This window comes from Caulobacter sp. CCG-8 (assembly GCF_037402475.1).
Lineage (GTDB): Bacteria > Pseudomonadota > Alphaproteobacteria > Caulobacterales > Caulobacteraceae > Caulobacter.
In genome coordinates this window covers 203,263-226,232 of sequence record NZ_JBBEUD010000003.1, presented here as the reverse complement: position 1 = coordinate 226,232, position 22,970 = coordinate 203,263, and the positions used below count along the sequence as shown (strand labels likewise).

Sequence of the window (22,970 nt, the reverse complement as noted above, 5' to 3'; positions counted from 1 at the left end):
TGTTCGCGTATTCCTCCCGTCCGGGGAACGGGAAAACCATGCAGGCTAACGTCGCCCATCAGGAACAGCGGCGGCAGGACCGGATCCTGTTCGTCCTGGCCGTGGCGTTGCTGGCCAGCCAGGCCTTCAGCGACTTCCTGACCCGCAACGCGCTCGGCGTCGCCACCCTCTGGCCGACCAACGCCCTGCTGGCCGGCGGCCTGCTGGTGCTGAACCCGCGGCGGCGGACCCTCCTGACGGTCATCGCCGTGGTCGGCCACATGATCATCGACCTGCTGGTCGGCGACGGGATCGGCCGCTCGATCCTCTCCACCGTGGTCGACGTCGGCGAGGCCCTGCTGGTCTGGCGCGTGACCCGACGCTTCTTCGGCGGAACGCCGCGCGTGCGGACCATGCGGCAGCTGGCCCTGCTGACCACCCTGACCGCGCCCGTGACGCTGCTGATGGCCGCGGTCGCCGCCGCGGTGCTGGCCCTGGGCTACGGCATGCCGTTCGTGTCCGTCCTGACCGACTGGTTCCTGTGCGGCGTGCTGGGCATGTCGATCGTGCTGCCGGCCGTGCTGGTCCTGCTGGACAGCGAGCACCGCCGCACCTTCCAGCGCTCGCCGCTGGAGCCGTGGGGCCTGGGCCTGCTGATGGCCGCCCTGACCGCGCTGGTGTTCCACGCCCGGGGCATCCCCGCGCCGTTCCTGCTGTTCCCCGTCGCCCTGCTGACGGCCTTCCGCCTGGGCCCGCGCGGCGCGGCCCAGGCCTCGCTGATCGTCGCCTGCGTCGCCATCCCGCTGACGGTCCACGGCCTGTGGGGACCGCAGATCTCGACCGACTGGTCCCAGGCCCACCAGAACCGCCTGGTGCAGATCTTCGTCGGGGTGCTGTTCGTCACCAGCCTGGCCACCGGCCTGGCCCTGGCTCAGCAGGAGCGCCTGCGCCGGCTGCTGGTGCGCCGCGAGCAGCTGACCCGCGCCGCCCGCGCCCGGGCCCTGGCCGCCAACGAGGCCAAGACCGAGTTCCTGGCCACCATGAGCCACGAGATCCGCACGCCCCTGAACAGCATGCTGGGCTTCTCGCAGCTGCTGGTCGAACGCAAGGACCTGCCGCCCGACGTCCGCCGCCAGCTGGGCCTGATCGACAGCGCCGGCACCGCCCTGCTGACCGTCGTCAACGACATCCTCGACTTCTCGCGGGTCGAGGCGGGCCAGGTGGAGCTGCTGTTCCAGCCGACTTCGGCGGCGGCGGTGTTGCATGACGCGGTCGGCATCATCCGCCCCGAGGCCGAGAACAAGCGGCTGACCCTGGAGGTCGAGGTCAACGCCCCGGTGGGCGGCCTGCACGACCTGGACGGCCTGCGCCTGCGCCAGGTGCTGCTGAACCTGCTGAACAACGCCGTGAAGTTCACCGAGGCCGGCCGCATCCGCGCCTGCCTGACCGTGGAGCCCGGCGAGCTGGAGGACCGGCTGAAATTCGAGATCATCGACACCGGTGTCGGGATTCCCATCGAACACCAGGGCCGGCTGTTCCAGCGCTTCAGCCAGGTCGACAGCTCGGCCAGCCGCCCCTACGGCGGCGCGGGCCTGGGGCTGGCGATCAGCAAGGCGCTGGTCGAGCTGATGGGCGGCCGGATCGGCGTCGACAGCGCCCAGGGCCACGGCTCGGCCTTCTGGGTGGAACTGCAGGCGCCCCAGGTCGAGTCCTATGACGCCGGCCAGCCCGAGCCCGCCGCCGCGCCGGGCGCAGCGCGCATCCTGCTGGTCGACGATCACCCGATGAACCGCGAGATCGGCGCGGCCCTGCTGACCCTGGTCGGGTGCGAGGTCGAGACCGCCGACAACGGCGAGCAGGCCGTGGCCAAGGCCGCGCGCGGCGGCTTCGACATCATCCTGATGGACATCCACATGCCCGAGATGGACGGCCTGGCCGCCACCCGGGCCATCAAGGCGCTGGACGGCGGGGCCGGCGAGGTGCCGATCATCGCCATGAGCGCCGACGCCCTGCCCCAGCAGGTCGAGCGCTGCTACGCCGCCGGCATGGTCGATCACGTCGCCAAGCCGGTGCAGCGCGAGGTGCTGTACGCCAAGGTGAATCGCTGGCTGGCGCGGAAGTAGCGCCTTCGTGCCGGTGAATACTTGCCCCCTACGGACCGCTACGCGGTCGTCTTCCCCCGGAGGGGGAAGAGCGCAAGGCTCCGCCCCCTACGGGGGCGGACAGGCGGCGAAGCCGCCAGGCGGGGGCAAAGTGGGTTAGCCACAAACCCCTTACTGCCCTTCCCTCTCCAGCGCTCCCCCACTAACCTCCCCCGGCAATTCGGGGACACGACGATGAAGATCCTGCGTTTGGCCGCCCTGGCCCCCATGCTGGTGCTGTGCGCCGCCCTGGCCGCTTGCTCGCCCGCGAAAAAGGAAGCCGCTCCGCCCCCCGGCCGCACGGCGCTGAAGCTGGCCACCGACTGGAAGGGCGAGGCCGAGCTGGGCGGCTACTACCAGGCCGTGGCCACCGGCGAATACGCCAAGCGCGGGCTGGACGTGACCCTGATCCAGGGCGGTCCGGGCGTGAACGTGCCCCAGCTGCTGGCCACCGGCGCGGTCGATGTCGGCGTCGGCTCCAACAGCTTCATCGTGCTGAACCTGGCCAAGGAGAAGGTGCCGGTCAAAGCCGTGGCCGCCTTCATGGACAAGGACCCGCAGGTGCTGATCGCCCACGACGGCGTGGGCATCAATTCGATCGCCGACATGAAGGGCCACCCGATCCTGCTGTCGGACGCCTCGATCACCGCCTTCTGGGTGTGGCTGAAGGCCAAGCACGGCTTCACCGACGCCCAGGTGCGCAAGTACAACTACTCGGCCGCCCCCTTCCTGGCCGACAAGAGCGTGGTGCAGCAGGGCTACGCCACCTCCGAGCCCTACCTGATCCAGAAGGAGGGCAAGATCACCCCGAAGGTCTTCCTGCTGGCCGACGACGGCTATCCCGCCTACGCCTCGTTCGCCCTGGTCCCGACGGCCCTGATCGACAAGAACCCGGCCGCCGTGAAGGCCTTCGTCGAGGCCACCGCCGCCGGCTGGACGTCGTACCTGTACGGCGACGCCAAGCCGGGCGACGCCCTGATCCTCAAGGACAATCCGGAAATGACCCAGGACGTCCTGGACCAGGCCCGCGAGAAGATGCGCAGCTACGGCATCGTGCCGCGCCAGGGCGTGGGCAAGATGGACGACGCCCGCTGGGCCGAGTTCTTCAAGGTGGCGTCCGAACAGGGCGTCTACCCCAAGGACATGGACTACAAGAGCGCCTACACGCTGGACTTCCTGCCGAAGTGACGCCGGAGGTGATCGCGTCCCTCCAACAGGTCGAGGTCGACTATCCCGGACGCGGCCGCGCCCTGGGGCCCGTCGACCTGGCGCTGAACGCCGGCGAGATCGTCGCCCTGGTCGGGCCCTCCGGCTGCGGCAAGTCCACGGCCCTGCGGCTGCTGGCCGGGCTGGAGGCGCCCACGCGCGGGACCGTGGCCCGGGCCGCCGGACGGGGCGAGACCTCGGTCGTCTTCCAGGCCCCCACCCTGGCCCCGTGGATGAGCGCCGCGGCGAATGTCGCCCTGCCGCTGGAACTGGCCGGAGCGCCCAAGGCCCAGGCCCGCGCCCAGGCGGTGGAGGCCCTGGCCAAGGTGGGCCTGAAGGGCGCCGAGGCCGCCCGCCCCGCCCAGCTGTCGGGCGGCATGGCCATGCGCGCGTCCCTGGCCCGCGCCCTCGTCACCCGCCCGCGCATGCTGCTGCTGGACGAACCGTTCGCGGCCCTGGACGAGATCACCCGCCGCGCCCTCGCCGACGACGTCCTGGCCCTGGCGGCCGAGCTGACCCCGGCCGTGGTCTTCGTCACCCACAATGTCGAGGAGGCCGTCTACATGGCCCGCCGCGTCGTGGTGATGAGCGCCGGCCCCGGCCGGATCGCCGGCGAGGTGGCGGTCGACGGCCCGGTGGTCCGCCCGCCGGGCTTCCGCACCACGGCGGCCTTCCGCGAGACGGCCGAGGCGGTGTCGCGGCTGCTGGCGACGGGCGTGGGAGCGGCGGCATGAAGCTGCTCGCCCCCGCGATCCTGATCCTTCTGCTGCTGGCCGCCTGGGAGGCCGCCTGCCGCGTCCTGGGCGTGCCGGTCTACCTGCTGCCCGCGCCATCGGCGATCGGGACGGCTCTGGCCGAGGGCTGGCCGCTGCTGCTGGCCAGCGCCTGGACCACTCTGTCCACCGCCCTGGTCGGCCTGGTCCTGGCCAGCCTGCTGGCCTGCGGCCTGGCTCTGCTGGTCAGCCTGAACCCCGTCGTCGAGGACGCCGTGCGCCCGGTGGCCGTCACCTTGCAGGTCACGCCCCTGGTGGCCATCGGCCCGCTGATGACCATCTGGGCCGGGATCGAGCATCCGCAGCGCGCCGTGGTAGCCCTGGCGGCCGTGGCGGCCTTCTTCCCGATCTTCTCGGGCGCCCTGACCGGCCTGAAGGCCGTCGATCCGGACCTGTCGCGCCTGTTCGACCTCTATGGCGCGCGGCGGACCCAGCGCCTGTGGCGGCTGCGCCTGCCCTCGGCCGTGCCCGCCCTGCTGGAGGGTCACAAGGTGGCCGCCGGCCTGGCCGTGGTCGGGGCCGTGGTCGCCGAGTTCGTGGCCGGCTCGGGCGGCAATCAGGGCTTGGCCTGGCGCCTGCTGGAAGCGTCCAACAGGCTGCAGACCGCGCGGGTGTTCGCCGCCCTGGCGGTCCTGGCCGTGCTGGGCGTGGCGCTGCACGGCGTGCTGAGCCTGATCGAGCGCCGCCTGCTGGCCTGGTGGCGCGGCCGCTGAACCGGATGCGCCCGAGAGTCGCATAAGTGACACAAGGGGCGCGGGATCGGGCCGCGTTAGGCCAAGATTAAGCCCGAGCGCCTATCAATCCAGCCGATCCCGCGCCTCTGTCGGACCGGTTCATGCGTCTCGCCCTGCTCCTGCCCGTGCTGTTCTGCGTCGCCGCCCCGGCGTACGCCGAGGGCGCGCGCGAGAGCCGCTACGGCCCGACCACGCCCCGCCAGGCGTCCGCGACCGCCGCCGCGCGCTACGACGGCCCGATGCTGGGCTGGGCCAACAAGCGCCAGGGCCAGGTCGCTCCGGCCGTGCCCGCGACCTCGGCGCCGGCCCAGCCCGCCCCCGTGGCCGCCTGGGCCGGTTACCAGACGCCTGCCGCGTATCAGGCCCCGTCCGCGGCCGCCCCCTCGGTCGCCCAAGCAACGCCGACCAGCCTCTACGCCCCGCCGCGTCCCGCGCCGGCCGCCGCCGCGCCGCCTCAGGCCGCCGCCGCCCCCGTCAAGGACTGGTCCACCTACCGCAGCGCCCGCGTCGCGCCCGCTCCGCCGCCGCCCCAGCCGGTCGCCGCGACCTCGGGCGCCGCCGCCGGAGCCCGCTTCTATTCGGTGGACCGCGACTACGGCCTGACGCCCGACGCCGCGCCGCGTCCGGGCCCCGACAACCGCGTCCTGGTCGCCGCGACCGAACCGCCGCCCGAGCCCAAGGACGCCGTGCCGATGCACGGCTCGGCCGACTGGCTGGCGGCCGGCGCGCGCGGCGACGACGACAACGACGATGACGACAGCGCGGCCCGCCGCGCCAAGACCCGGAACGAAGGCCTGTGATCCAGTCGCGCCTCCACGACCTCATCGCCCTGGCCGACGAGCCCTCCAGCGCCCGCCGCCGCGAACTGCTGCGCGGCGTCACCGACCTGTTCTTCACGGGCGAGGGTCACGGCGACGTCGAGATGGGCCTGTTCGACGACGTGATGGGCCAGCTGGCCGGCGAGATGGAAGAGGCCGTGCGCATCGAGCTGGCCGAGCGCCTGGGCCAGACCGCCGCTCCGCCGCCGGCCCTGACCCGGGCCCTGGCCAGCGACAGCATCGCCATCGCCCGTCCGATCCTGGAAGGCGCGCCCCAGCTCAGCGAGGCCGACCTGCTGCACGTGGCCCGCACCCAGGGCCAGGACCACCTGCGGGCCATCTCGCAGCGTCCGGTCGTGCCCAGCCTGGTGTCCGACGCCATCGTCGAGCGCGGCGACGACACCACCCTGGGCGTGCTGCTGCGCAACGAGGGCGCGGTGCTGTCGCGCGAGGCCCACGAGGCGGCGGTCGACCGCGCGGCGGCCAATCCCGAGCTGCACGAGGCGGTCATCGACCGCAAGGCCATGCCGATGGACCTGCTCAACGAGATGTACTTCGTGGCCGAGGCGCGCCTGCGCGACCGGATCATGGAGCGCAACGCCAATGTCGATCCGGCCATCCTGGAGGCCGCGCTGAAGGCCGGCCGCAACCGCGTCGCCGCCGGCGACGGCGCCCTGCCCGACGACTACCAGGCGGCGGTCGACGAGATCGTGGCCCTGAAGCGGCGCGGCGCCATCACGCCCCAGGCCCTGGTCGCCATGCTGCGCGCCAACCGCACCAGCCAGTTCCTGGTGGCCCTGGCCGAGCTGGCCGACATCGACTTCCACACCGCCCGCAAGATCATCGAGCGCCGCGAGCTGGACGCCCTGTCGGTGGTCTGCAAGGCCGCGGACTTCGACCGCGCCCTGTTCCTGACCTTCGCCCTGCTGATCCTGGACCCGAACGACAACGCCATGGGCAAGGCCAAGGCCTATGGCGAGCTCTACGCCGCCCTGCCCCGCGACACGGCCCTGCGGACCCTCCGCTTCTGGCGCATGCGCCGCACGACGGGCGACGTGGCGGCGGCCTAGGCCGGAGCGTTTCGACTGTCCGCCTGACGCGAACCCCTGTAGTCCACGGGCCGATGATCGCCGGCAAACGCATCCCCATTTCCGAGCAAAGCGCCCAGAGCCTTCTTTGGCGGGCGGCGGCATGCCTTTTCGGGCTGGTCATCCTGGGCAACGAGGCGCTCGGCCCCGTCGCCGGCCTGCTTTCCCCGAAGCCGGTAGTCGTTCCCGCCGCCCAGAAGGCGGTGGAAGGCGACGTCTGGATCTCGAACCATTGGGATCCCGACAGCAAGGGCGACTATTCCCTGCGGATGTCGGACGGGCGGTGGGTCTCGCTGTACTGCGGCCCCTGGCCGTACGAGGAGCTGTGCCTGCACCAGCCGGGACTGACGCCGGGCCAGACCTATCGCCTCACCGTCGCCTACCACACCGAGACGCTTACGGGCGGCGTGCAGAGGAACATCATCACCCACGCCAGGCTGGGACAGCGCGACCTGGTCACGCCCAGCGGTCAAGCCAAGGCGTGGCGCAACGTGACGACGTTCTACAATTCGAAGCGGGGCCGCTACAGCACCTTGAGCATGGATGCCGGGTTCTGGACGATGTACGCCGTGGTGGCCGCCATCTATGCGATGCTGCTGTGGACGTTCGCCAACACGGCCGTCGAACTCCTGGCGCGCCGCTTCCGGGACCGCAAGACCTCCGGCTGACCGGATCGGCGCATCCCCATCGCCGGGAACTGGCGCCGTCCGCCGTCGTTCCCTTCCCGTCGAGGGGCCTTCCGTCTCCGGAGCGCCCTAGTGGAACCGCCCAAAAAGAAAACAGCCCTGGCGGCCGGCGTGGTCGTGGCCGGGATCGTGACGACGGCCGCCGTGGCGGCGGCCCTCTGGCCCGCCCTGACACGGCCCGACCCGCCGGCCGAGGCCAGCGGCGACGGCGGCCTGCGCATCCGCCTGGTCCAGCCGCCCAAGGCGCTGGTCGCGGGCGCCGGCCCGCTGGCCAATCCCCTGGACGTGGGCCTGTCGGAAGCCGCCCGGGCCATGGCCAAGGGCCGCGAGGCCCTGTTCGTCAGGACGCCGCCCGTGCGGCCCGAGCCCCGCCCGCGCCGATGCAGGTCGCCCAGATCGACGAGGGGGCGGAGGAAGACCTCGCGCCGCCGCCCGAACCGGTCGACGACCGCTGGGAACGCGACGCCTGGCGGCGGGACCGCTACGAGGAAGCCCAGCGCCGGCGCTGGGAGGACGAGCAGCGCTGGGCCCGCCGCGACCGCGAGGCCCGCGCCGCCTGGGAACAGGCCCGACGCGACCGCGAACGCTGGGAGGACGAGCGGCGGGACGAGGATCGCTATGCGCCGCCGCCCGAAGACGACCGCCCTCCGCCGGGCTGGTGAGGCCTAGCCCCGGCGCGCGTGCATGAGGGTCAACAGCCAGCCGACGCCCAGGCCGCCCACGACGGTCAGAGGCAAGGTCAGGAGATCGGGCGTGGGCTGGTGCAGCCACAGATCGCGGCCCGCCAGCATCCCCCAGATCAGCAGGCCCCAGACGGCGCCGTAGATCGCCCAGGGATACCGGTCCATCCAGCCGCGCAGGCCGGTCCGGGGCGGCGGCTCGACGGCGGGTTCCACCGGACCGCCGCACGATCCGCAGGCCCAGCCGCCCCACGGCCCCTGCGGCGTGGCGTCCGCGCCCAGCGGCGTGTCGCAGGCCCTGCAGCGCGGCGGCTCGGCGCGACGGCGAACCCTCGGCGACAGGCCGCGCATGCCCAGGACGACGATGAACAGATAAAGGAGGAGATAGATCGCCCGGGAGACGTCCACGTCCCTGAAAGCCTCGCCCCAACCCTGACCCATGTCGTCCCCCGAAACGCTACGCGGCCAAGCTAGGCGGTGTCGCGCTTCGGGTCGAGCCGGGGAAGCGCCCTAGCGGATGCGGATGCGGACCGGGACGTCGATGAACGAGCCGGCGCGGCTCTTGCCGTCGGGGCCCATCAGGTCGACCTGGAACTGCGAGGCCATGGTCACGGCCGCCTTGCCCACGCCCATGTCGGCGGGGAATTCGCTCTGCACCGAGCAGGCCGTCAGGCCGCCGTCGCGCTTGACCATGCAGCTGAGGATGGCTTCGGCGATCTGGGGCTGGACGTCCTTGACCTGGGTCACCGCCGGTTGGTCGGCGACAGGGGTCGGAACGATCGAGACAGCGGCGGCGGCGAGCAACGAAGCGATCACTGGGTCTTCCCTACTGGTCTTTGGGTCCGGCCCGTTCGAGGCCGTCCGGTTTCATTTTGGGTCAGGCGGCGTGCGCCTGTTTCACCCTTTGCAACCCCTGAGCCGCCAGGTCGGTCAGAGACCTCAGGCCCAGTTCGGCGAAGATGTCGAAGGCGCTGGCCAGGGCCATGGCGGCCCGGTCCAGGCGGCCGTCGTCGCGGCCGGTGATCTCGACCCGGGCCTCGTAGAGGCGGGCTAGGTTCATCTGGGTCACGGCCCAGGCGGCCGGGTCGCGGGCGCCCGGCGTCGAGGCCAGCTCGGCCTTGAAGGCCATCTCGGCGGCGTCCAGCACGGCCAGGTCGGCGGTCAGCTCGGCGCAGCGGGCCAGGCTGAGCGCGCGGTTGTTGGCGACCACGGCGCGCAGGGCCAGGGCCGGCTGGGTCTTGAGGATGTGCGAGGCGCGGTCGTAGCAGGTGACCGCCCGCTCGAAGCAGCGGTCCGAGGTGGTGGCCTCGCCCATGGCCTGCAGGCCGGCGCCCAGGGCCGCCTGGCCGCGCGCCCAGTCCATCGGGCTGTGGTCGGCCGAGACCGGCTCCAGCGCCGCGGCCAGGGCCTCGACGCCGTCGGCGATGTGGTTGATCTCGCCGTCCAGCTCGCCCAGCTGCACCAGGGCCGTCCCGCGCAGGGACTCCAGGCGCGACCAGGCCAGGGGTTCGAAATCGGGATCGAGGCCGGCCTCGGCGGCCTTGGCCTCTTCCAGGGCCACCTCGGTCAGGGCGCGGTCCTTCAGGCGGGCGGCGCAGGCCAGCAGCAGCTCGACGCGGGCGGCGCGCTGGTCGGCCAGCAGCAGGCGCGAGGCCCCGCCCTTGACCCGGCGCGCGGCCGACAGGCCCCGCAGCGGCGCCTCGAAGGCCTCGGCGGCGGCCAGGGCGCGGTCGATGTCGTTCTCGCCCAGGGCCACGCGGCCCTCCAGCCCGGCCAGCAGGGCCTCGGCCATGGCGCAGCGGTGGCCCGGCGCGGTCTTGGCCAGGGTCAGGGTGGCGCCGGCGGCGGCGTGCAGCCCCTCGTCGCCGAACAGGTCGGCGCCCAGCACCGCCAGGGTCGCCTGCTCGCAGCGGGCAGCGGCCAGGCTGTCGGTCTTGTGCTCGGCTTCGAAGATCTTGGCCGCGGCCTCGGCCTGGGCCGCGCCCTTGCGCAGGGCGGCGGCGTCGCCCGAGCGGCGGGCCAGCTCGCGCCAGACCACGGCGGCCTCCAGCAGGCGGTGGCCGCGGTCCTTGGCGCCGATCCGGCCCGCGGCCACGTCGGCCGAGCGGGCCTCGTTGACCAGCAGCCTCAGGTCCAGCAGCTCCAGCAGCGAGGTGTCGCCGCCGGTCAGTCCGTCGCGATGCGCCGCCGCCCTCGCGGGCGCTCCGGCGTCGACTCCAAAGAGCTTCTTCAGATCACGACCGAAATCAAACATCGCTGCGCACTCCGCACACGGACCGTCCCACGCCGGGACGTCCGGCAAGGGTTCAACGCACGAGTAGCAAAGCCGGAGCCAACGCGCTTAACAAGCGGTTAATAGGTCTGAAGATGGCGTTAACCATAAATATTTGGGTCGTGTTTACACTTCGTTCCCGAATACCCCTCAACCCCCTGTTTCCGCACCGATTGGCACACTTCTTGCTTACCGGATCCGAGCGGGAGAGCGAGCGTCGCCGCACTTGTTAGAACATTGTTCACTCAAGTGAAAATGACGTTAACCATAGTTTTTAAGACCGGGTTTACCTTCTGTTCCGGCCCAGCCGTCGAACCGCCGCCCGAGCGGGGTCCGAACGGCGGCTAGAGGCCGTAGCCGCGCGCCATGGCGGCGGCGAAGATCGGGATCAGGGCGAAGACCAGGAGCTCGACCAGCATCACCTTGCGCACCTTGGCGACGTCGGCGTCGGACGGGACGAAGGCGGGGTCGGCGGCGGCCTGCTTGCGCCATTTCAGGATCGAGATCGTCGGCTGGATCGACAGCAGCCCGACGGCCGCGAAGGCGGCGATCTTGGCCCAGAACACCGGGTTGTGCAGATAGAAGTCCGCCCCCTTGGCGCCCAGGAAGACCCGGCTGAAGCCCACGACCAGGATCAGCACCGCCGTCCCGCCGTAGCTGGCGTCGATCCCGCCCAGCGTCTTCAGCGCCCCGCCGCCCAAGCCCGGCCGGACCAGCACGAAACCGGCCATCATCAGCCCGGCCAGCGACAGGACCAGCAGGTGGTGCAGGACGGCCAGGACGAGATCCAGCATGGCGGGCTCCGACTCGATGTGCGCGCGCCGAGCATGCCTGGGAGAACGACGTTCGTCACGCGACCGCCCTTCCCCCTCCGGCCGCCCCTCTGGCCAGTTTCGGGACCCGGCTCTAAACAAGGGCCATGACCGCTTCCGTCGATCTCTGGACCGCCTCGCTCTGCAAACCCGATCCCGGCTACGGCGGCTGGGCCCACGTGCGGCGCAACGCCGACGGGAGCCTGGCGGGCGCGGCCGGCGGCGAGCGGCGGACCACCGGGATCAAGATGGTGCTGACCGGGGTGATCGAGGCGCTGGGCGCCGTGGCCGACCTGCCGGCCGACACGGCCGTCACCCTGCACTTCGCCGATCCGGACCTAGCCGCCGAACTGGTGACCGCCGACGGCGCCTGGGCCACGGCCGAACCCGAGGCCTGGGCCGCCGCCCGCGCCCTGCTGGCCGCCCGCCCCGTGCTGAGCCTGGCGCCGCTGCCGGACACGACGCCCGTCGCCGGCTTCCTCAAGGCCTGGGCCGACTTCGGCCTCGACACCGCCAAGACGCGCGGGACCTTCAAGGCCGCGATCCCCCGGCCCAACCTGATGAAGTTCCCCGGCTGATCGCCTCCATCCGAGCCCACTAAAATCCAGTGGATCGAGAAGCTTGACCGTCTTGCGCGTGTTCCGCCTTTCCGCCTAGGGTGAAACCTGGGGTGGAAACATGTCCGTGCTGAAACGGATGTGTACTAGGGGGATCAATTGCGTAACACCGTTTCGACGGCCGCCGTGGGCGCGGCCGTGCTGCTGTTCGTCGCCTCGGCGGCGCCGGCGTTCGCCGCGGCGGACCTGGCCAAGGCCGCCGCCGACCAGAACATCAAGAAGATCGACAAGCTGCTGGCCGCGGGGGCGGCCATCGACGAGGTGGATACCGAAGGCCGCTCGGCCTTCTTCCACGCCGCCGCCAAGGGCGACCTCTCGCTGATGCAGAAGTTCGCCGATAAGGGCGCCGGCGTCGACCTGCGCGACAAGAGCGGCGCCACGCCGCTGCTGGCCGCGCTGCGCAATCCGACCAGCCAGGCCGAGGTCGTCCAGTTCCTGCTGGGCAAGGGCGCCGACATCAACGCCGCCGACCAGGGCGGGCGCACCCCGCTGATGGAAGCCGTCCTCCGCGCGCCCCAGGTTCTCGACACCGACGGCCAGGTCGCCATGGTCAGCCTGCTGCTCAAGGCGGGCGCCGATCCCAACCTGGCCGACACGTCCGGCGCCGCGCCCCTGCACTACGCGGCCTATGTGGGCGAGCCCCGCAAGGTGCTCGAACTGCTGCTGGCGGCCACCAAGGACACCGGCGTCACCACCGTCTCGGGCGCCAACGTCCTGATGATGGCGGCCCAGAACCATCAACGCTCGAACGCCGACTACCTGATGGCGCGCGGCTTCCGGCCGGCCCGCATCCAGTTCAAGCCGGACGAAGCGGCCGCGAAGTCCGAACTGGTCCAGGACATGTCGTTCCGCGCCAACGCCCTGGCCGCCGACTGGTGGGGCCAGTACGCGGCCCGCAAGAGCGATCCAGCCGCCGCCAAGATCGCCTTCGCCGGCGCCGCCGACGACTACGACGCCGCGGCCGCCGAAAGCGCCCGCCTGATCAAGGTCTACGAAGCCAAGCTCGTGAAGGATAAGCAGTCCCGCAACAACCAGCGCGCCGCCGCCGGCGTGGCCACGGTCCTGAGCGTCGCCCTGACCCTGGGGGCCGGAGGCAACACCATCACCGCCTTCATGCCGCTCCTGGCGGACGTCGTCGAACAGGACGAGGCGGCGATCGCCGCCCTCAAGGCCGAATCCACCGAGTTCACCGCCCGGGCCAAGGCCCTGCGCGTCCAACTCGCCGCCAACTGATCTTCAGGAAAACCTCTCATGAACATGCTTCGCTCGTCGATCTCGATCGCCGCCCTGGCCGCCGCCGCCCTCACCCTGGTCGCCGCCCCGGCCCAGGCGGCCAAGCAGACTCTGGTCGCCGGCCAGACCATCAGCCTGCCGCTCAATGAAGAAACCGACGGCCCCACGCTCAAGGTCACGGTCAAGGCGGCCGACGCCGGTTCGGGGATGGGCTGGTACTCCACCATGCCCGTGCCCGGCGAATCCCGGGCCGAACGCAAGGAGCGCGGCCTGGCCGTGCCCCTGAACACCGTCGACGGCCGCAACCTGGTCAAGTTCGTGCGCTTCGCCGCCGAGGACCTGCGCACCCGCGCCGCCGGCCAGGCCGCGCCGCGCTCGGTGGTCGTCACCGCCAGCTTCGTGGACAAGACCCGTATCGACCAGGGCAACCTGTGGGGCGACTCCCTGAAGGCCGGCTTCACCTTCGGCCTCGCCGCGCCGGCGACGGTGCCGCTGTACTTCGTCTCGCACATGGACGTGGTCGTCGAAGGCCAGACCTTCAGCTGCGACGCCGAGGTGGCGGGCCGGATCCCGAACTACCACCAGATCAAGGACCCTCACTTCCACGACTCCCTCGACAAGATGGACGAGGACGCCCGCAAGGCCTGCTGGGCGCAGATCGCCGACAAGGTGGGCGCCGCGCTTGTCGCGCCGGCCGCTCCGGCCGCGTCGGTCGCCGCCACGACGACCGCGCCGGCCGCGGAAGCCGCCCCCGCCGCCGCGCCCGCTTCGGAAGCCGCCCCGGCCGCCGCCGTCGCCCCGGCGACGCCGACCAGCTAGGACAGGCTCAACGGCCGGCCACGATCAGGTCGGCCGTCGCCACGTTGCAGGCGAACGGGATGTTGGCCAGGGTCGCCATCCGGATCAGCGCCTTGACGTCGACGTCGTGCGGCTGGGGCGACAGCGGGTCGACGAAGAACACCAGCAGGTCCAGCCGCCCCTCGGCCAGCAGGGCGCCCAGCTGCTGGTCGCCGCCCAGCGGACCGCTCTTCAGGCGGGTGAGGTCCAGGTCCGGCAGGGCCTGCAGGATGCGCCCGCCCGTGGTGCCGGTGGCGTACAGCGTATGCCGCGACAGGAAGGTCTGGTGCGCCACCGACCAGTCGACCAGCGCCGCCTTCTTGTCGTCGTGGGCGACCAGGCCGATGGCGAGACGGGACATGAGGACTCCTGAACGACGACAGGTTCGACCGGCGGCCTAGCGGCCGGACCAGACCACGTTGAAATAGACCTTGCGCTCGACGATCGCCTGGCTGAGCAGCGCCTGGGACGCGGCCGCCGCTTCCGCCGGGAGCTGGCCTTGGGGCGTGCAGGCCGACAAGGCGCCCTTGGCGTCCAGATCGCAGTCGAACACGGCGGGGTTGGCCGCCTGGGTGGTCCGCGCGCTTCCGGCCGGCGCGACGAGATCGGCCCACACCCCCTCCGGCCACCGCACGCCGAGGCTCCGATCCGGCGACCGGATCGACGAGCCGTTCGTGCCCGTCGTGTCGGACAGGTAGAGCGACGCCTGGACGCGGCGCGGCGCGGCTCCCAGCGTGGAGACATAGGCGCTGGCCGCCAGGTCGACCGCGGCCTTGCCGAAGCCGGCGTCCCTGGGCGCCTGGAAGCCGGACGAGCAGTCCGTCAGCGGGCCGCCGCCGGCGAACGACGCATGGCAGACCACGGTCGCGACGCCGTCCGACGGAGCGCCCGGCGGACGGGCCGCGTCCACGACGGCCGCCGCCGGCGCCTTCACCCCTGTCGGGGCCCGCTCCGAAGCCGGGACCTGAAAGCGCAGGGTCATCTCCGCCGGTCGCCCGACGACGGTGTCCAGAGCCTTGCCCTTCAAGGCCACGCGCAGATACGGCGCCATGCGCAGGGCGGCCTGGCCGAACCCCACGTCGCCCGGCCCCTCGCCCGTCACCCCGCAATCCGCGAACGTGCGGTCCGCCTGGGGCGTGCAGCGCAGAACGGCCCACCCCTCGACCTCCATCCGCTGGGCCACGTCGGGGTAGAACCGTTCGGCGGGTAGGAGCAGCTGGAACGGCACCTTGGGCGGAACCTCGCCCGCCGGCGTCTCCGCCGACAGCGCGGCGGCGAGCAAGGTGATCATGAACGGCATGCGATTCCCCAACTGGCGGCGGCAAGCTGCACCAGCCTCGCCCGCCTGAGAAGCCCCGTCCTAGGCGAACCGGATCCTGGTCGGGGCCGAGAACTCCGGCGTCCCCTTCTCCACCAGCACCTGGTCGTGCAGCGACAGCTTGGCGCTGGCCGCGAACACCCCGGCCGTGGCGCACACCACCTTGCCGCCGCGCACCTCCAGCCGCACGCCCTTGATCTTCAGGGCCAGCTCGATCTCGAAGTCGAGGTCGGCCACCTTGACCGCCCCGTAGCGCAGCTCGATGCGCGGCTTGTGGGTGGAGGCGATCTGGTGGTCGTCCAGGTCCTGGAAGAAGGCGTCGTCCGGCCGCGCCTTGGACTCCTCGACGCATTTCTTGAAGCGCTCCAGCTTCATCCAGCCGTCGAACAGCACCCGTTCCACCGACAGGTCCAGCAGCTTGCCGACCTCGTCCCGGCACCCGGTCTCGACGTCGTCCCAGCAGGCGCTGGGGAACTTGTGGGCGGCGTCCGAGATCGCCTGGGTCAGGGGAGGCGCGTCCTTGAGGACGTCCAGCGGATCGCCGCCGTCCTCGGCGAACAGGGCCCGCCAGGTCGTCCCGGCGACGACGGGGTTCGCGGCCGCATCGGTCATGGCGCGGTCTCCAGCGTGGGATAGTCCAGGCGAACGGCGTCGCGGTCGGCCGCCCGCTCGACGCGCAACGACACCGCCATGCCGGCCCGGGGCGGGCCGTCGGGCGTAAGGACCACCACGCCGGGATCGGGGACCAGGGCGATCTCCGGGCACGGCGGCGCGGGAGAGGACTTGGCGGGGCGCGGCGTCCGCGCGCGGCTCAGCAGCTTGGCCACGCCGAAGCCCGCGCCCGCCGCCGCGACCAGGGCCGCCAGCCAGAACCAGATCGGCGTCCCGGGCGGCGCGGGCGGCGGCGGGGGAACCACCGCCGGGGGCGGCGCGGGCGGGGACGGGACGATCGCGGCCGGCGGCGGTTCGGGCACGGCGACCGGCGCGGCGACCACGGGCTCGGGCTCGACCGTCTGCGGCGTCAGCGGCGCCGGCGTCTGGACCGGGGGCTTGGACTGGACGACCGGCGGCTGGACGGGAGGCGTCACCGGCGGCTGGGTCGTGACGGGCGGCTGGACCGGCGGTTGGACCGGGGGCGGCTCGACGGCGGGGGGATTCTGCAGCACCAGCGGCGGCTCGCCCCTCAGCCCCGCCGTCCGCCACGCGTCGGCGACGCAACGCCGCCACCGCTCGACCACGCCGGCGTAGGCGCCGCACCTGGCCTGGATGTCGGGGATCACGGCCAGGGGATCGGCGGGCGGCTTGGGCGTCGTCCTGGGGCGGTTCTTCCAGGCGTCGAGCAGCTTGTCCAACTGGGGCGTGATGTCGACCGGCTGGGTGGTCTGGGCGGGCGTGGACGTCGAGGCGGGCGTGGCGGTGGTGGAAGGCGTCGAGGTCGACGAGGTCGACGGCGTCGAGGCGGCGGGCGCCGTGGCCGGGAACAGGCGCGCGCAGGTGGTCGCCGCGTCCGGCCGGTTGGCGTAGGCGCGCATGCACTCGGTATAGGTCCTGGGCCCCGCCGCCGCCGGGCTGGTCGTGACCGCCGGCGTCGTCCTGGATTGAAACGCCGCGGCCGGCCCGGCGAACGCCAGCAGAAGGCCCGCGGCCAGGCCGCCGGTCCGAAGCCACCCGCCCCTGGCCTGATACCGCGTCACTCCAGACGCTCCTTCAATCGCGAGGACCGCTAGCGTCCGTCCGCACGGATGCGCGGTCAAGTAGAATTGAAACTCGACAGCAACCGAGGCGAACGCCGGGACTTCAGGCAATCGCCGCCTCGACGGCCCTCCGGACCACGGCCTTTGCCCAAGCGGCGGGCAGGCGGGCCCGGCGCCCGGCTCCGCTCTTGCCCTCGCCGGCGCCAGGGCCTGTGCTGGACGCGCCCGTGGCAGGCGGGCCCGCACGACGAGCGGGGAACGACCATGGATCAGCGCCCATCCGACCAATCGGCGACCTCACCGGCCATGGGCCGCCGGTTCTTTCTGCGCGCCGCGGCGCTGGCGGCCGCGACGCCGATCCTGACCGAGGCCGCCCTGGCGCGCGCCGCCGCCGCCGATCCGGCCAAGCCCAGCGCTGCGCCCACCGGCCTGGCCCTGCACGGCCAGGGTCCGAACATCCCGCCGCCCGGCGCGGTGCTGATCAACGCCAACGAGAACCCGCTGGGCCCGTCCAAGGCCGCCTGCGACGCCATCGCCCGCATGGCCCCGCTGGGCGGGCGCTACGACCGCAACGGCGAGACCGAGCTGCTGACCATGACCTTCGCCGCCCAGAACGGGCTGAAGGTCGAGAACGTGGCGGTCTACGCCGGCTCGTCCGAGCCGCTGCACTACAGCGTGCTGGCCTTCACCTCGCCCACCCGCAGCTTCGTCACCGCCGACCCCTCCTACGAGGCGGGCATGTACGCGGCCCGGACCAGCCAGGCCAAGGTCGTGAAGGTGCCGCTGACCGCCGACTACGCCCACGACGTCAAGGCGATGGTCGCCGCCGATCCCAACGCCGGCGTCATCTACATCTGCAATCCCAATAATCCGACCGGCACGACCACCAACAAGCAGGACATCGTCTGGGCGCTGGACAACAAGCCGGCCGGCTCGATCCTGCTGGTCGACGAGGCCTATATCCACCTGTCCGACGCCCAGGACACGCTGGACCTGGTGGCCGCCGGCAAGGACCTGATCGTGCTGCGGACCTTCTCCAAGATCTACGGCATGGCCGGCATCCGCTGCGGCTTCGCGGTGGGACGCCCCGACCTGCTGGCCAAGCTCAAGCCCTACGGCCAGAACGCCATGCCGATCACCGGCTCGGCCGCCGCCCGCGCCTCGCTGGAGGACAAGGGCCTGGTCGCCGAGCGCAAAAAGCTGATCGGCGACACCCGCCGCGACACCCTGGCCTGGCTGAAAGCCAACAATTACAAGGTCATCGGCGCGCCCGAGACCAACTGCTTCATGATCGACACCGGTCGCGACGGCAAGGGCGTGATCGCGGCCATGAAGGCCCAAGGCGTCTACATCGGCCGCACCTGGCCCATCTGGCCGAATGCGGTGCGGGTGTCGGTGGGCACGCCGGAGGAGATGGCGGCGTTCAAGACGGCGTTCAAGGCGGTGATGGACAGCCCGGCGGTGGCGATGGGCGTGCGGGACGCGGGCGGGCATTTCGCCGACCTGGGACGCAGCGCCCTGGGCTAGGATTCGTGGACAGCCGCATCGTTGACGAACGCATTCCTCGCCCTTCGACAAGCTCAGGATGAGGAACCTGGGTTCAACCGCCGTGGACGTCGCCCTAGCCTTCGCCAGAAGGCGCTCCGCCTTGCGCCGTCCGAGCCGCCGCGACCATTTTCAGCCGCCGTCTGATGTCGCGGCGGAGATAGTCCATGCGCGCCGCCGTGCGGCCGCTGTCGTCATCCATGGGATCGTTGCTGTCGCGAGGCGGCCGCCTGGCGGCGCGGATAAGGGCTCGTGTCTTGGATCGCGGCATGGCGCTTCCTTGTTCTGGCCACGACTTCGCCGCCTCACGCGGAAAGCCGCTGAAGTTCGGGGAGAGCTGCGGAGCGCCGGGCCAGGCCCGGAAGCTTTTGAAGAAATACCGTTTCGACTTGGACCGACGCTCCGCGCGATCGTTATCCGGGAGCGTCCGGCGTTCGGTCCTGTTCGAACCGCGCCGATCTTAGCCCCCGACGGGCGGGCCGGGCTTGCGTCGCCCGGTCCCGGAACGCATGGGTCACCCCATGCCTGCCGCCCCCGCCGGCCCCTTCGTCAACGCCGTATCCGTGTTCCGGGCTCGGCCAGCACCAGATGACGAGGGTCGCGGCCCCTCACGAGACCGCCGCCGACGAGCACGCCCGCTCGACCGCCCCCCAAGGCCGCGAAGGTCGCAGGCCTTAGCGCCCTCCCCATCGCCTCGAGGTGGTCTGATTATGCGGCGGCGTGAGAGGGGGAGGATAAGTGATTTCGGGGCGTTGTTTTCGTTGAGGAAACACACCGGGAGAGAGGGGGATAAGTTTTTCACGGACCAACGATACGGCGAAGTCCGTATCCAGACCGGGCGCCTTCGTCGGCTTTCGACCCATGTCGGACAGTGGGCAGCCCTCTTGACCCCTCTCTCTTTGAGAGAGGGAGGGGCCCATGGCGAAGCCATGGGAGGGTGAGAGGTTACACTCTCACCGAATGAAACGCGGCTGTTTCAGCCGGTCTTCGGATAGTTGCTCGATCCACGGTGGCGGCCCTGGTGAGCCTCTGTCGGAGTCTCGAAGGCGCGGATCAGCGGCTCTGGATTTTCCGGCTAGCGGTGAAACCTCTCACCCTCCCACCGCTTCGCGGCGGGCCCCTCCCTCTCTCTATGAGAGAGGGGTTTTCACGGCGTCCGCTAACCACCCTTAGCTGACCTTGGACAAGTCCGCTTTCAGCATCGCCAGCGCTTCGCCCATCGCCGGCTTCACCGCACGCCGGCAGCGAGCAGCCCCCTACCCCCGCTCCTTCGTCCGCTCGAACCGCACCTTCGGGAACCTCTCGGCCACATAGCCGATCTCCCACGACGACTTCCCCAAAAACACCGGCTGTTCGTCGATGTCGTGGGCCATGGCCGAGCGGTGCTTGTTGGTGAAGTCCTCGACGTCGGCGCGGTCGCCGCTGATCCAGCGGGCCTCGGCGTAGGGGGCGGCTTCGAAGATCACGTCCAGGGCGTATTCGTTGCCCAGGCGGTCGGCCATGACCTCGAACTGCAGCTGGCCCACGGCGCCGACGATGAAGTCGGAGCTGCCGATCATCGGGCGGAACAGCTGGGTCACCCCCTCCTCGGCCAGGCCTTCCAGCGCCTTCTTCAGGTGCTTGGCCTTCAGCGGGTCCTTCACGCGCACGCGGCGCAGGATTTCCGGGGCGAAGTTGGGCAGGCCGGCGAAGCGCAGGGTGCCGGTCTCGGACAGGCTGTCACCCACGCGCAGCACGCCGTGGTTGGGGATGCCGATCACGTCGCCGGCGAAGGCGTCCTCGGCCAGTTCGCGGTCGCTGGCGAAGAACATGATCGGCGCGTTGACGCTCATGGCCTTGCCGGTGTTCTGGGCCTTCAGCTTCATGCCGCGCGTGAAGCGGCCGCTGGTCAGGCGCAGGAAGGCGATCCGGTCGCGGTGGTTGGGGTCCATGTTGGCCTGGACCTTGAACACGAAGCCCGAGACCTCCGGGTCGCCCGGCGCCACGTGGGTGTCGACGCCGGCCTTGCTGACCTTGGCCGGATGCGGCGCGGGGGCGTAGCTGCCGATGCCGGCCAGCAGCTCGTTGACGCCGAAGTGGCGCAGGGCCGAGCCGAAGAACACCGGCGTCATGTGGCCTTCCAGGAACGACTGCACGTCGAACGGCTTGGCGGCCTCGGACACCAGCATGGCGCCCTCCTCCACCTCGGCCAGCTCCTCGGGGTCGAGGTACTGCACCACCGCGTTCGACTTCAGGGCCACCGGATCGGGATGGCCCTCCTCGTCGGTCGAGCTCTTCTTGGCGTAGGGGATGAACTTCTGGCCGCGCAGGTCCAGCATGCCCTTGAAGCGCCCGCCCGAGCCGGCCGGCCAGTAGAGCGGCGCGGGGTCGAGAGCCAGCTTCGAGGAGACCTCGTCCAGCAGCTCGAACGGGTCCTGGGCCTCGCGGTCCATCTTGTTGATGAAGGTGATGATCGGGATGTCGCGCAGGCGGCACACCTCGAACAGCTTCAGGGTCTGGGGCTCGATGCCCTTGGCGGCGTCCAGCACCATGATCGCCGCGTCGGCGGCCGTCAGGGTGCGGTAGGTGTCTTCCGAGAAGTCCTCGTGGCCCGGGGTGTCCAGCAGGTTGAACATCAGGCCGTCGTGGTCGAACGTCATGACCGAGGCCGACACCGAGATCCCGCGCTCGCGCTCGATCTTCATCCAGTCGGACTGGGTGCGGCGGGCCTGGCCGCGGGCGCGCACGGCGCCGGCCGCGCGGATGGCCCCGCCGGCCAGCAGCAGGTTCTCGGTCAGGGTGGTCTTGCCGGCGTCGGGGTGGCTGATGATGGCGAAGGTGCGCCGACGGGCGGCCTCGAGGGCGAGGGAGGTGCTCATCCCCGGGGGTTAGCTCCCCGAGGCCGCCTTGTCACCCTCTGCCGACGTCTTGGCCGCCGGCTTGGGCGCCGCTCCCGTGGTTTCGCTGGCCTCGGTCGGCGCCAGCGCCTTGTCGGAGTCGGCGGCCTTGGGGTCGATGGTCTTGAGCATGGCCTGGGCCGCCTCGACCTCGCCGCCGCCGTGCGGGTTGCTGGCCAGCGGCGTCAGCACGACCTTGGCCATGGCGGTGTCCTTGACCTCGATCAGGGCCCGGGCCGCGTCCAGCCGCAGATGGCCGACCTGGGGCGCCAGGACCACCGCCCGCACCCGGATGTCGGCCAGGGCGTCGGTCATCGGCTCCAGGCTGTGGGCCTCGACATAGCCGTGCAGGGTCTCGGGATTGTCCGGATTGATCTTGAAGGCCCGGGCGAACAGCTTGCCGGCCTGGGCGAAGTCGGCCTCGCGCTGGGCCGGATCCTCCTCCCCCGCGCCCAGGCGGCTTTCGCCCAGGGCGACCAGCGCCTCCTCGTCCTTGGGATTGGCGGCCAGCAGCGCGTTCAGGATCGTCTCGCCGGCCTTGCGGTCGCCGAAGGTCGTCTCGGCCCGGGCCAGGACCAGCTGGCTGAACCGGTCGGTCGGCCGCTTGGCGGCGGCCGCGCGGATGTCGGCCAGGGTCTCGGCCCGATCGTCCTTCGACACGCCCAGCTTCAGGCGCTGGCCTTCCAGCAGCAGGTCGTCGGCGCCCGGCGTCAGGCGAGTCACGGTGATCGTCGGCTCCGTCGCGCCCGTCCGCGGCAGCGCGCCGGCCGGGATCGGCTTGCTCATATAGACCCGCAGCTTGCGCCGCAGCTCGTCCGGCTCGTCGCCATAGATCTTCTTCCAGGCTTTCACCGGATCGTCGCCGCCGCGCACCGCGTCCAGATAGGGCGCCAGCAGCTTGTGTCGCTCGGGATCGGACAGGATGTAGTGGGTCAGCAGCCAGGCCTGGGCGTAGTAGGCGTAGACCTCGCGCTCCTTCAGGGCCCCGGGGCGCTTGCCCAGCACGTCCTGCATCGGGATCCAGCCGCCCGGCTCGGTCAGGCTGTAGGCCCGCCCGCGGTTCACCCCGCCCACCACCATGCGCGTCTTGGCCAGGTCGGCGGTCATGTAATATTCGGCGTAGCCCTCGACCAGCCAGGCCGGATAGGCGCTGGGATAGTACTGCAGCATGAAGTGGTGCACGTATTCGTGCAGCACCGTGTCGTCGCCCTTGTTCTGGTCCATCTCGCCGGCGCCGTCGCGGATCGCCACGACGAAGACCTCCGGCACCGACGACAGATAGACCCCGGCCATGCCCTCCCGGGCGTCGGGCAGCACGCGCTTCAGCTGTCCCAGGCCCGAGACCAGATAGACCGGCAGCTTGCGGGGCGTGACCTCGTCCTTGGGACGGCCGTGCAGGCGGCGCAGCAGGGAATCGAAGTCCTCGAGCTGGGTCGCGTACTCGCGCACCGACTTCTCGCTGCGGCCGTAGACCACGAAGTGATCGCTTTCGGCCCGCAGCCACTCGGCCCGCGCCGACGCCCCCGCCATCAGCACGCCGGCCGCGACCAGCGCCGACGCGATGCGCCGCCCGCCTCGATATCCCCCCAAGAACACGCCTCCTCACAACTTGACGTCGAAGCTAAGCGGTGAGCGCTACCAGGCGCAAGGGTGACGAAAGG

22 protein-coding genes are annotated in these 22,970 nt (G+C 71.4%); 12 read left to right on the top strand and 10 right to left on the bottom strand.

The window, feature by feature from the left end:
• The first annotated feature begins 38 nt into the window (after positions 1–38).
• The 8 genes from WAE60_RS04075 (at position 39) to WAE60_RS04040 (ending at position 8,087) form a co-directional block, all read left to right on the top strand.
• The gene (locus WAE60_RS04075) at positions 39–2,102 is read left to right on the top strand and encodes an ATP-binding protein (RefSeq protein WP_337685128.1); all 2,064 of its coding nucleotides are present in this window, start codon (positions 39–41) and stop codon (positions 2,100–2,102) included.
• Between the two features lie 246 nt (positions 2,103–2,348).
• On the top strand, positions 2,349–3,308 hold the full coding sequence (locus WAE60_RS04070) for an ABC transporter substrate-binding protein (RefSeq protein ID WP_156035807.1): 960 nt from the start codon (positions 2,349–2,351) through the stop codon (positions 3,306–3,308).
• Between the two features lie 8 nt (positions 3,309–3,316).
• Complete coding sequence (locus WAE60_RS04065; protein WP_337685127.1) at positions 3,317–4,060, top strand: ABC transporter ATP-binding protein; 744 nt, start codon at positions 3,317–3,319, stop codon at positions 4,058–4,060.
• On the top strand, positions 4,057–4,812 hold the full coding sequence (locus WAE60_RS04060) for an ABC transporter permease (RefSeq protein ID WP_337685126.1): 756 nt from the start codon (positions 4,057–4,059) through the stop codon (positions 4,810–4,812). Before WAE60_RS04065 ends, WAE60_RS04060 begins: the two co-directional genes overlap by 4 nt.
• Positions 4,813–4,934: 122 nt before the next feature.
• Positions 4,935–5,633, top strand: coding sequence for a hypothetical protein (locus WAE60_RS04055; RefSeq protein WP_337685125.1), 699 nt, complete (start codon positions 4,935–4,937; stop codon positions 5,631–5,633).
• A complete protein-coding gene (locus WAE60_RS04050; protein WP_337685124.1) occupies positions 5,630–6,721 on the top strand; it encodes a DUF2336 domain-containing protein in 1,092 nt (363 codons plus the stop codon). The genes WAE60_RS04055 and WAE60_RS04050 overlap by 4 nt, the downstream gene beginning before the upstream one ends.
• Positions 6,722–6,774: 53 nt before the next feature.
• A complete protein-coding gene (locus tag WAE60_RS04045; RefSeq protein WP_337685123.1) occupies positions 6,775–7,407 on the top strand; it encodes a hypothetical protein in 633 nt (210 codons plus the stop codon).
• A gap of 398 nt (positions 7,408–7,805) precedes the next feature.
• On the top strand, positions 7,806–8,087 hold the full coding sequence (locus WAE60_RS04040) for a hypothetical protein (RefSeq protein WP_337685122.1): 282 nt from the start codon (positions 7,806–7,808) through the stop codon (positions 8,085–8,087).
• 3 nt (positions 8,088–8,090) lie between these two features.
• Here WAE60_RS04040 and WAE60_RS04035 read toward each other — a convergent pair whose 3' ends face one another.
• The 4 genes from WAE60_RS04035 to WAE60_RS04020 all read right to left on the bottom strand — a co-directional run bounded on the left by WAE60_RS04035 (position 8,091) and on the right by WAE60_RS04020 (position 11,171).
• Positions 8,091–8,513: a hypothetical protein gene (locus tag WAE60_RS04035; RefSeq protein WP_337685119.1), complete on the bottom strand. Its 423-nt coding sequence runs from the start codon at positions 8,511–8,513 to the stop codon at positions 8,091–8,093.
• 102 nt (positions 8,514–8,615) lie between these two features.
• A complete protein-coding gene (locus tag WAE60_RS04030) occupies positions 8,616–8,885 on the bottom strand; it encodes a hypothetical protein (RefSeq protein WP_231499493.1) in 270 nt (89 codons plus the stop codon).
• A gap of 97 nt (positions 8,886–8,982) precedes the next feature.
• Entirely contained in the window at positions 8,983–10,359 is a 1,377-nt protein-coding gene (locus WAE60_RS04025; protein ID WP_029913700.1) for a hypothetical protein, read from the bottom strand.
• Positions 10,360–10,721: 362 nt separating this feature from the next.
• Entirely contained in the window at positions 10,722–11,171 is a 450-nt protein-coding gene (locus tag WAE60_RS04020) for a DUF2214 family protein (protein WP_337685117.1), read from the bottom strand.
• 125 nt (positions 11,172–11,296) lie between these two features.
• Between WAE60_RS04020 and WAE60_RS04015 the strand changes: the two genes are divergently transcribed.
• The 3 genes from WAE60_RS04015 (at position 11,297) to WAE60_RS04005 (ending at position 13,858) form a co-directional block, all read left to right on the top strand.
• Entirely contained in the window at positions 11,297–11,767 is a 471-nt protein-coding gene (locus WAE60_RS04015) for a ribonuclease H (RefSeq protein ID WP_029913703.1), read from the top strand.
• Positions 11,768–11,905: 138 nt separating this feature from the next.
• Positions 11,906–13,039 (top strand): ankyrin repeat domain-containing protein, encoded by a 1,134-nt coding sequence (locus WAE60_RS04010; RefSeq protein WP_337685114.1) that lies wholly within the window; start codon positions 11,906–11,908, stop codon positions 13,037–13,039.
• Between the two features lie 18 nt (positions 13,040–13,057).
• Positions 13,058–13,858, top strand: coding sequence for a hypothetical protein (locus tag WAE60_RS04005; protein ID WP_035018542.1), 801 nt, complete (start codon positions 13,058–13,060; stop codon positions 13,856–13,858).
• 7 nt (positions 13,859–13,865) lie between these two features.
• Here the strand turns inward: WAE60_RS04005 and WAE60_RS04000 are convergent, their stop codons facing one another.
• From WAE60_RS04000 to WAE60_RS03985, 4 genes are all read right to left on the bottom strand, one after another.
• Positions 13,866–14,237 carry a methylglyoxal synthase gene (locus WAE60_RS04000; protein WP_029913708.1) on the bottom strand — a complete coding sequence of 124 codons (372 nt, stop codon included), beginning with the start codon at positions 14,235–14,237 and terminating at the stop codon, positions 13,866–13,868.
• Positions 14,238–14,273: 36 nt separating this feature from the next.
• Positions 14,274–15,167: a hypothetical protein gene (locus tag WAE60_RS03995; RefSeq protein WP_156035792.1), complete on the bottom strand. Its 894-nt coding sequence runs from the start codon at positions 15,165–15,167 to the stop codon at positions 14,274–14,276.
• A 69-nt stretch (positions 15,168–15,236) separates the two neighbouring features.
• Complete coding sequence (locus WAE60_RS03990) at positions 15,237–15,806, bottom strand: hypothetical protein (protein WP_029913712.1); 570 nt, start codon at positions 15,804–15,806, stop codon at positions 15,237–15,239.
• Positions 15,803–16,888, bottom strand: coding sequence for a hypothetical protein (locus WAE60_RS03985; protein ID WP_337685107.1), 1,086 nt, complete (start codon positions 16,886–16,888; stop codon positions 15,803–15,805). Before WAE60_RS03985 ends, WAE60_RS03990 begins: the two co-directional genes overlap by 4 nt.
• 264 nt (positions 16,889–17,152) lie before the next feature.
• On the opposite strand from WAE60_RS03985, the gene WAE60_RS03980 reads away from it, so the two are divergent.
• Entirely contained in the window at positions 17,153–18,415 is a 1,263-nt protein-coding gene (locus tag WAE60_RS03980) for a pyridoxal phosphate-dependent aminotransferase (RefSeq protein WP_337685105.1), read from the top strand.
• A 1,274-nt stretch (positions 18,416–19,689) separates the two neighbouring features.
• On the opposite strand, the gene WAE60_RS03975 is transcribed toward WAE60_RS03980, so the two are convergent.
• Together WAE60_RS03975 and WAE60_RS03970 are read right to left on the bottom strand one after the other, a co-directional pair.
• A complete protein-coding gene (locus WAE60_RS03975) occupies positions 19,690–21,291 on the bottom strand; it encodes a peptide chain release factor 3 (RefSeq protein WP_337685103.1) in 1,602 nt (533 codons plus the stop codon).
• A gap of 9 nt (positions 21,292–21,300) precedes the next feature.
• Entirely contained in the window at positions 21,301–22,899 is a 1,599-nt protein-coding gene (locus WAE60_RS03970) for a hypothetical protein (protein ID WP_337685101.1), read from the bottom strand.
• Between the last annotated feature and the right edge of the window lie 71 nt (positions 22,900–22,970).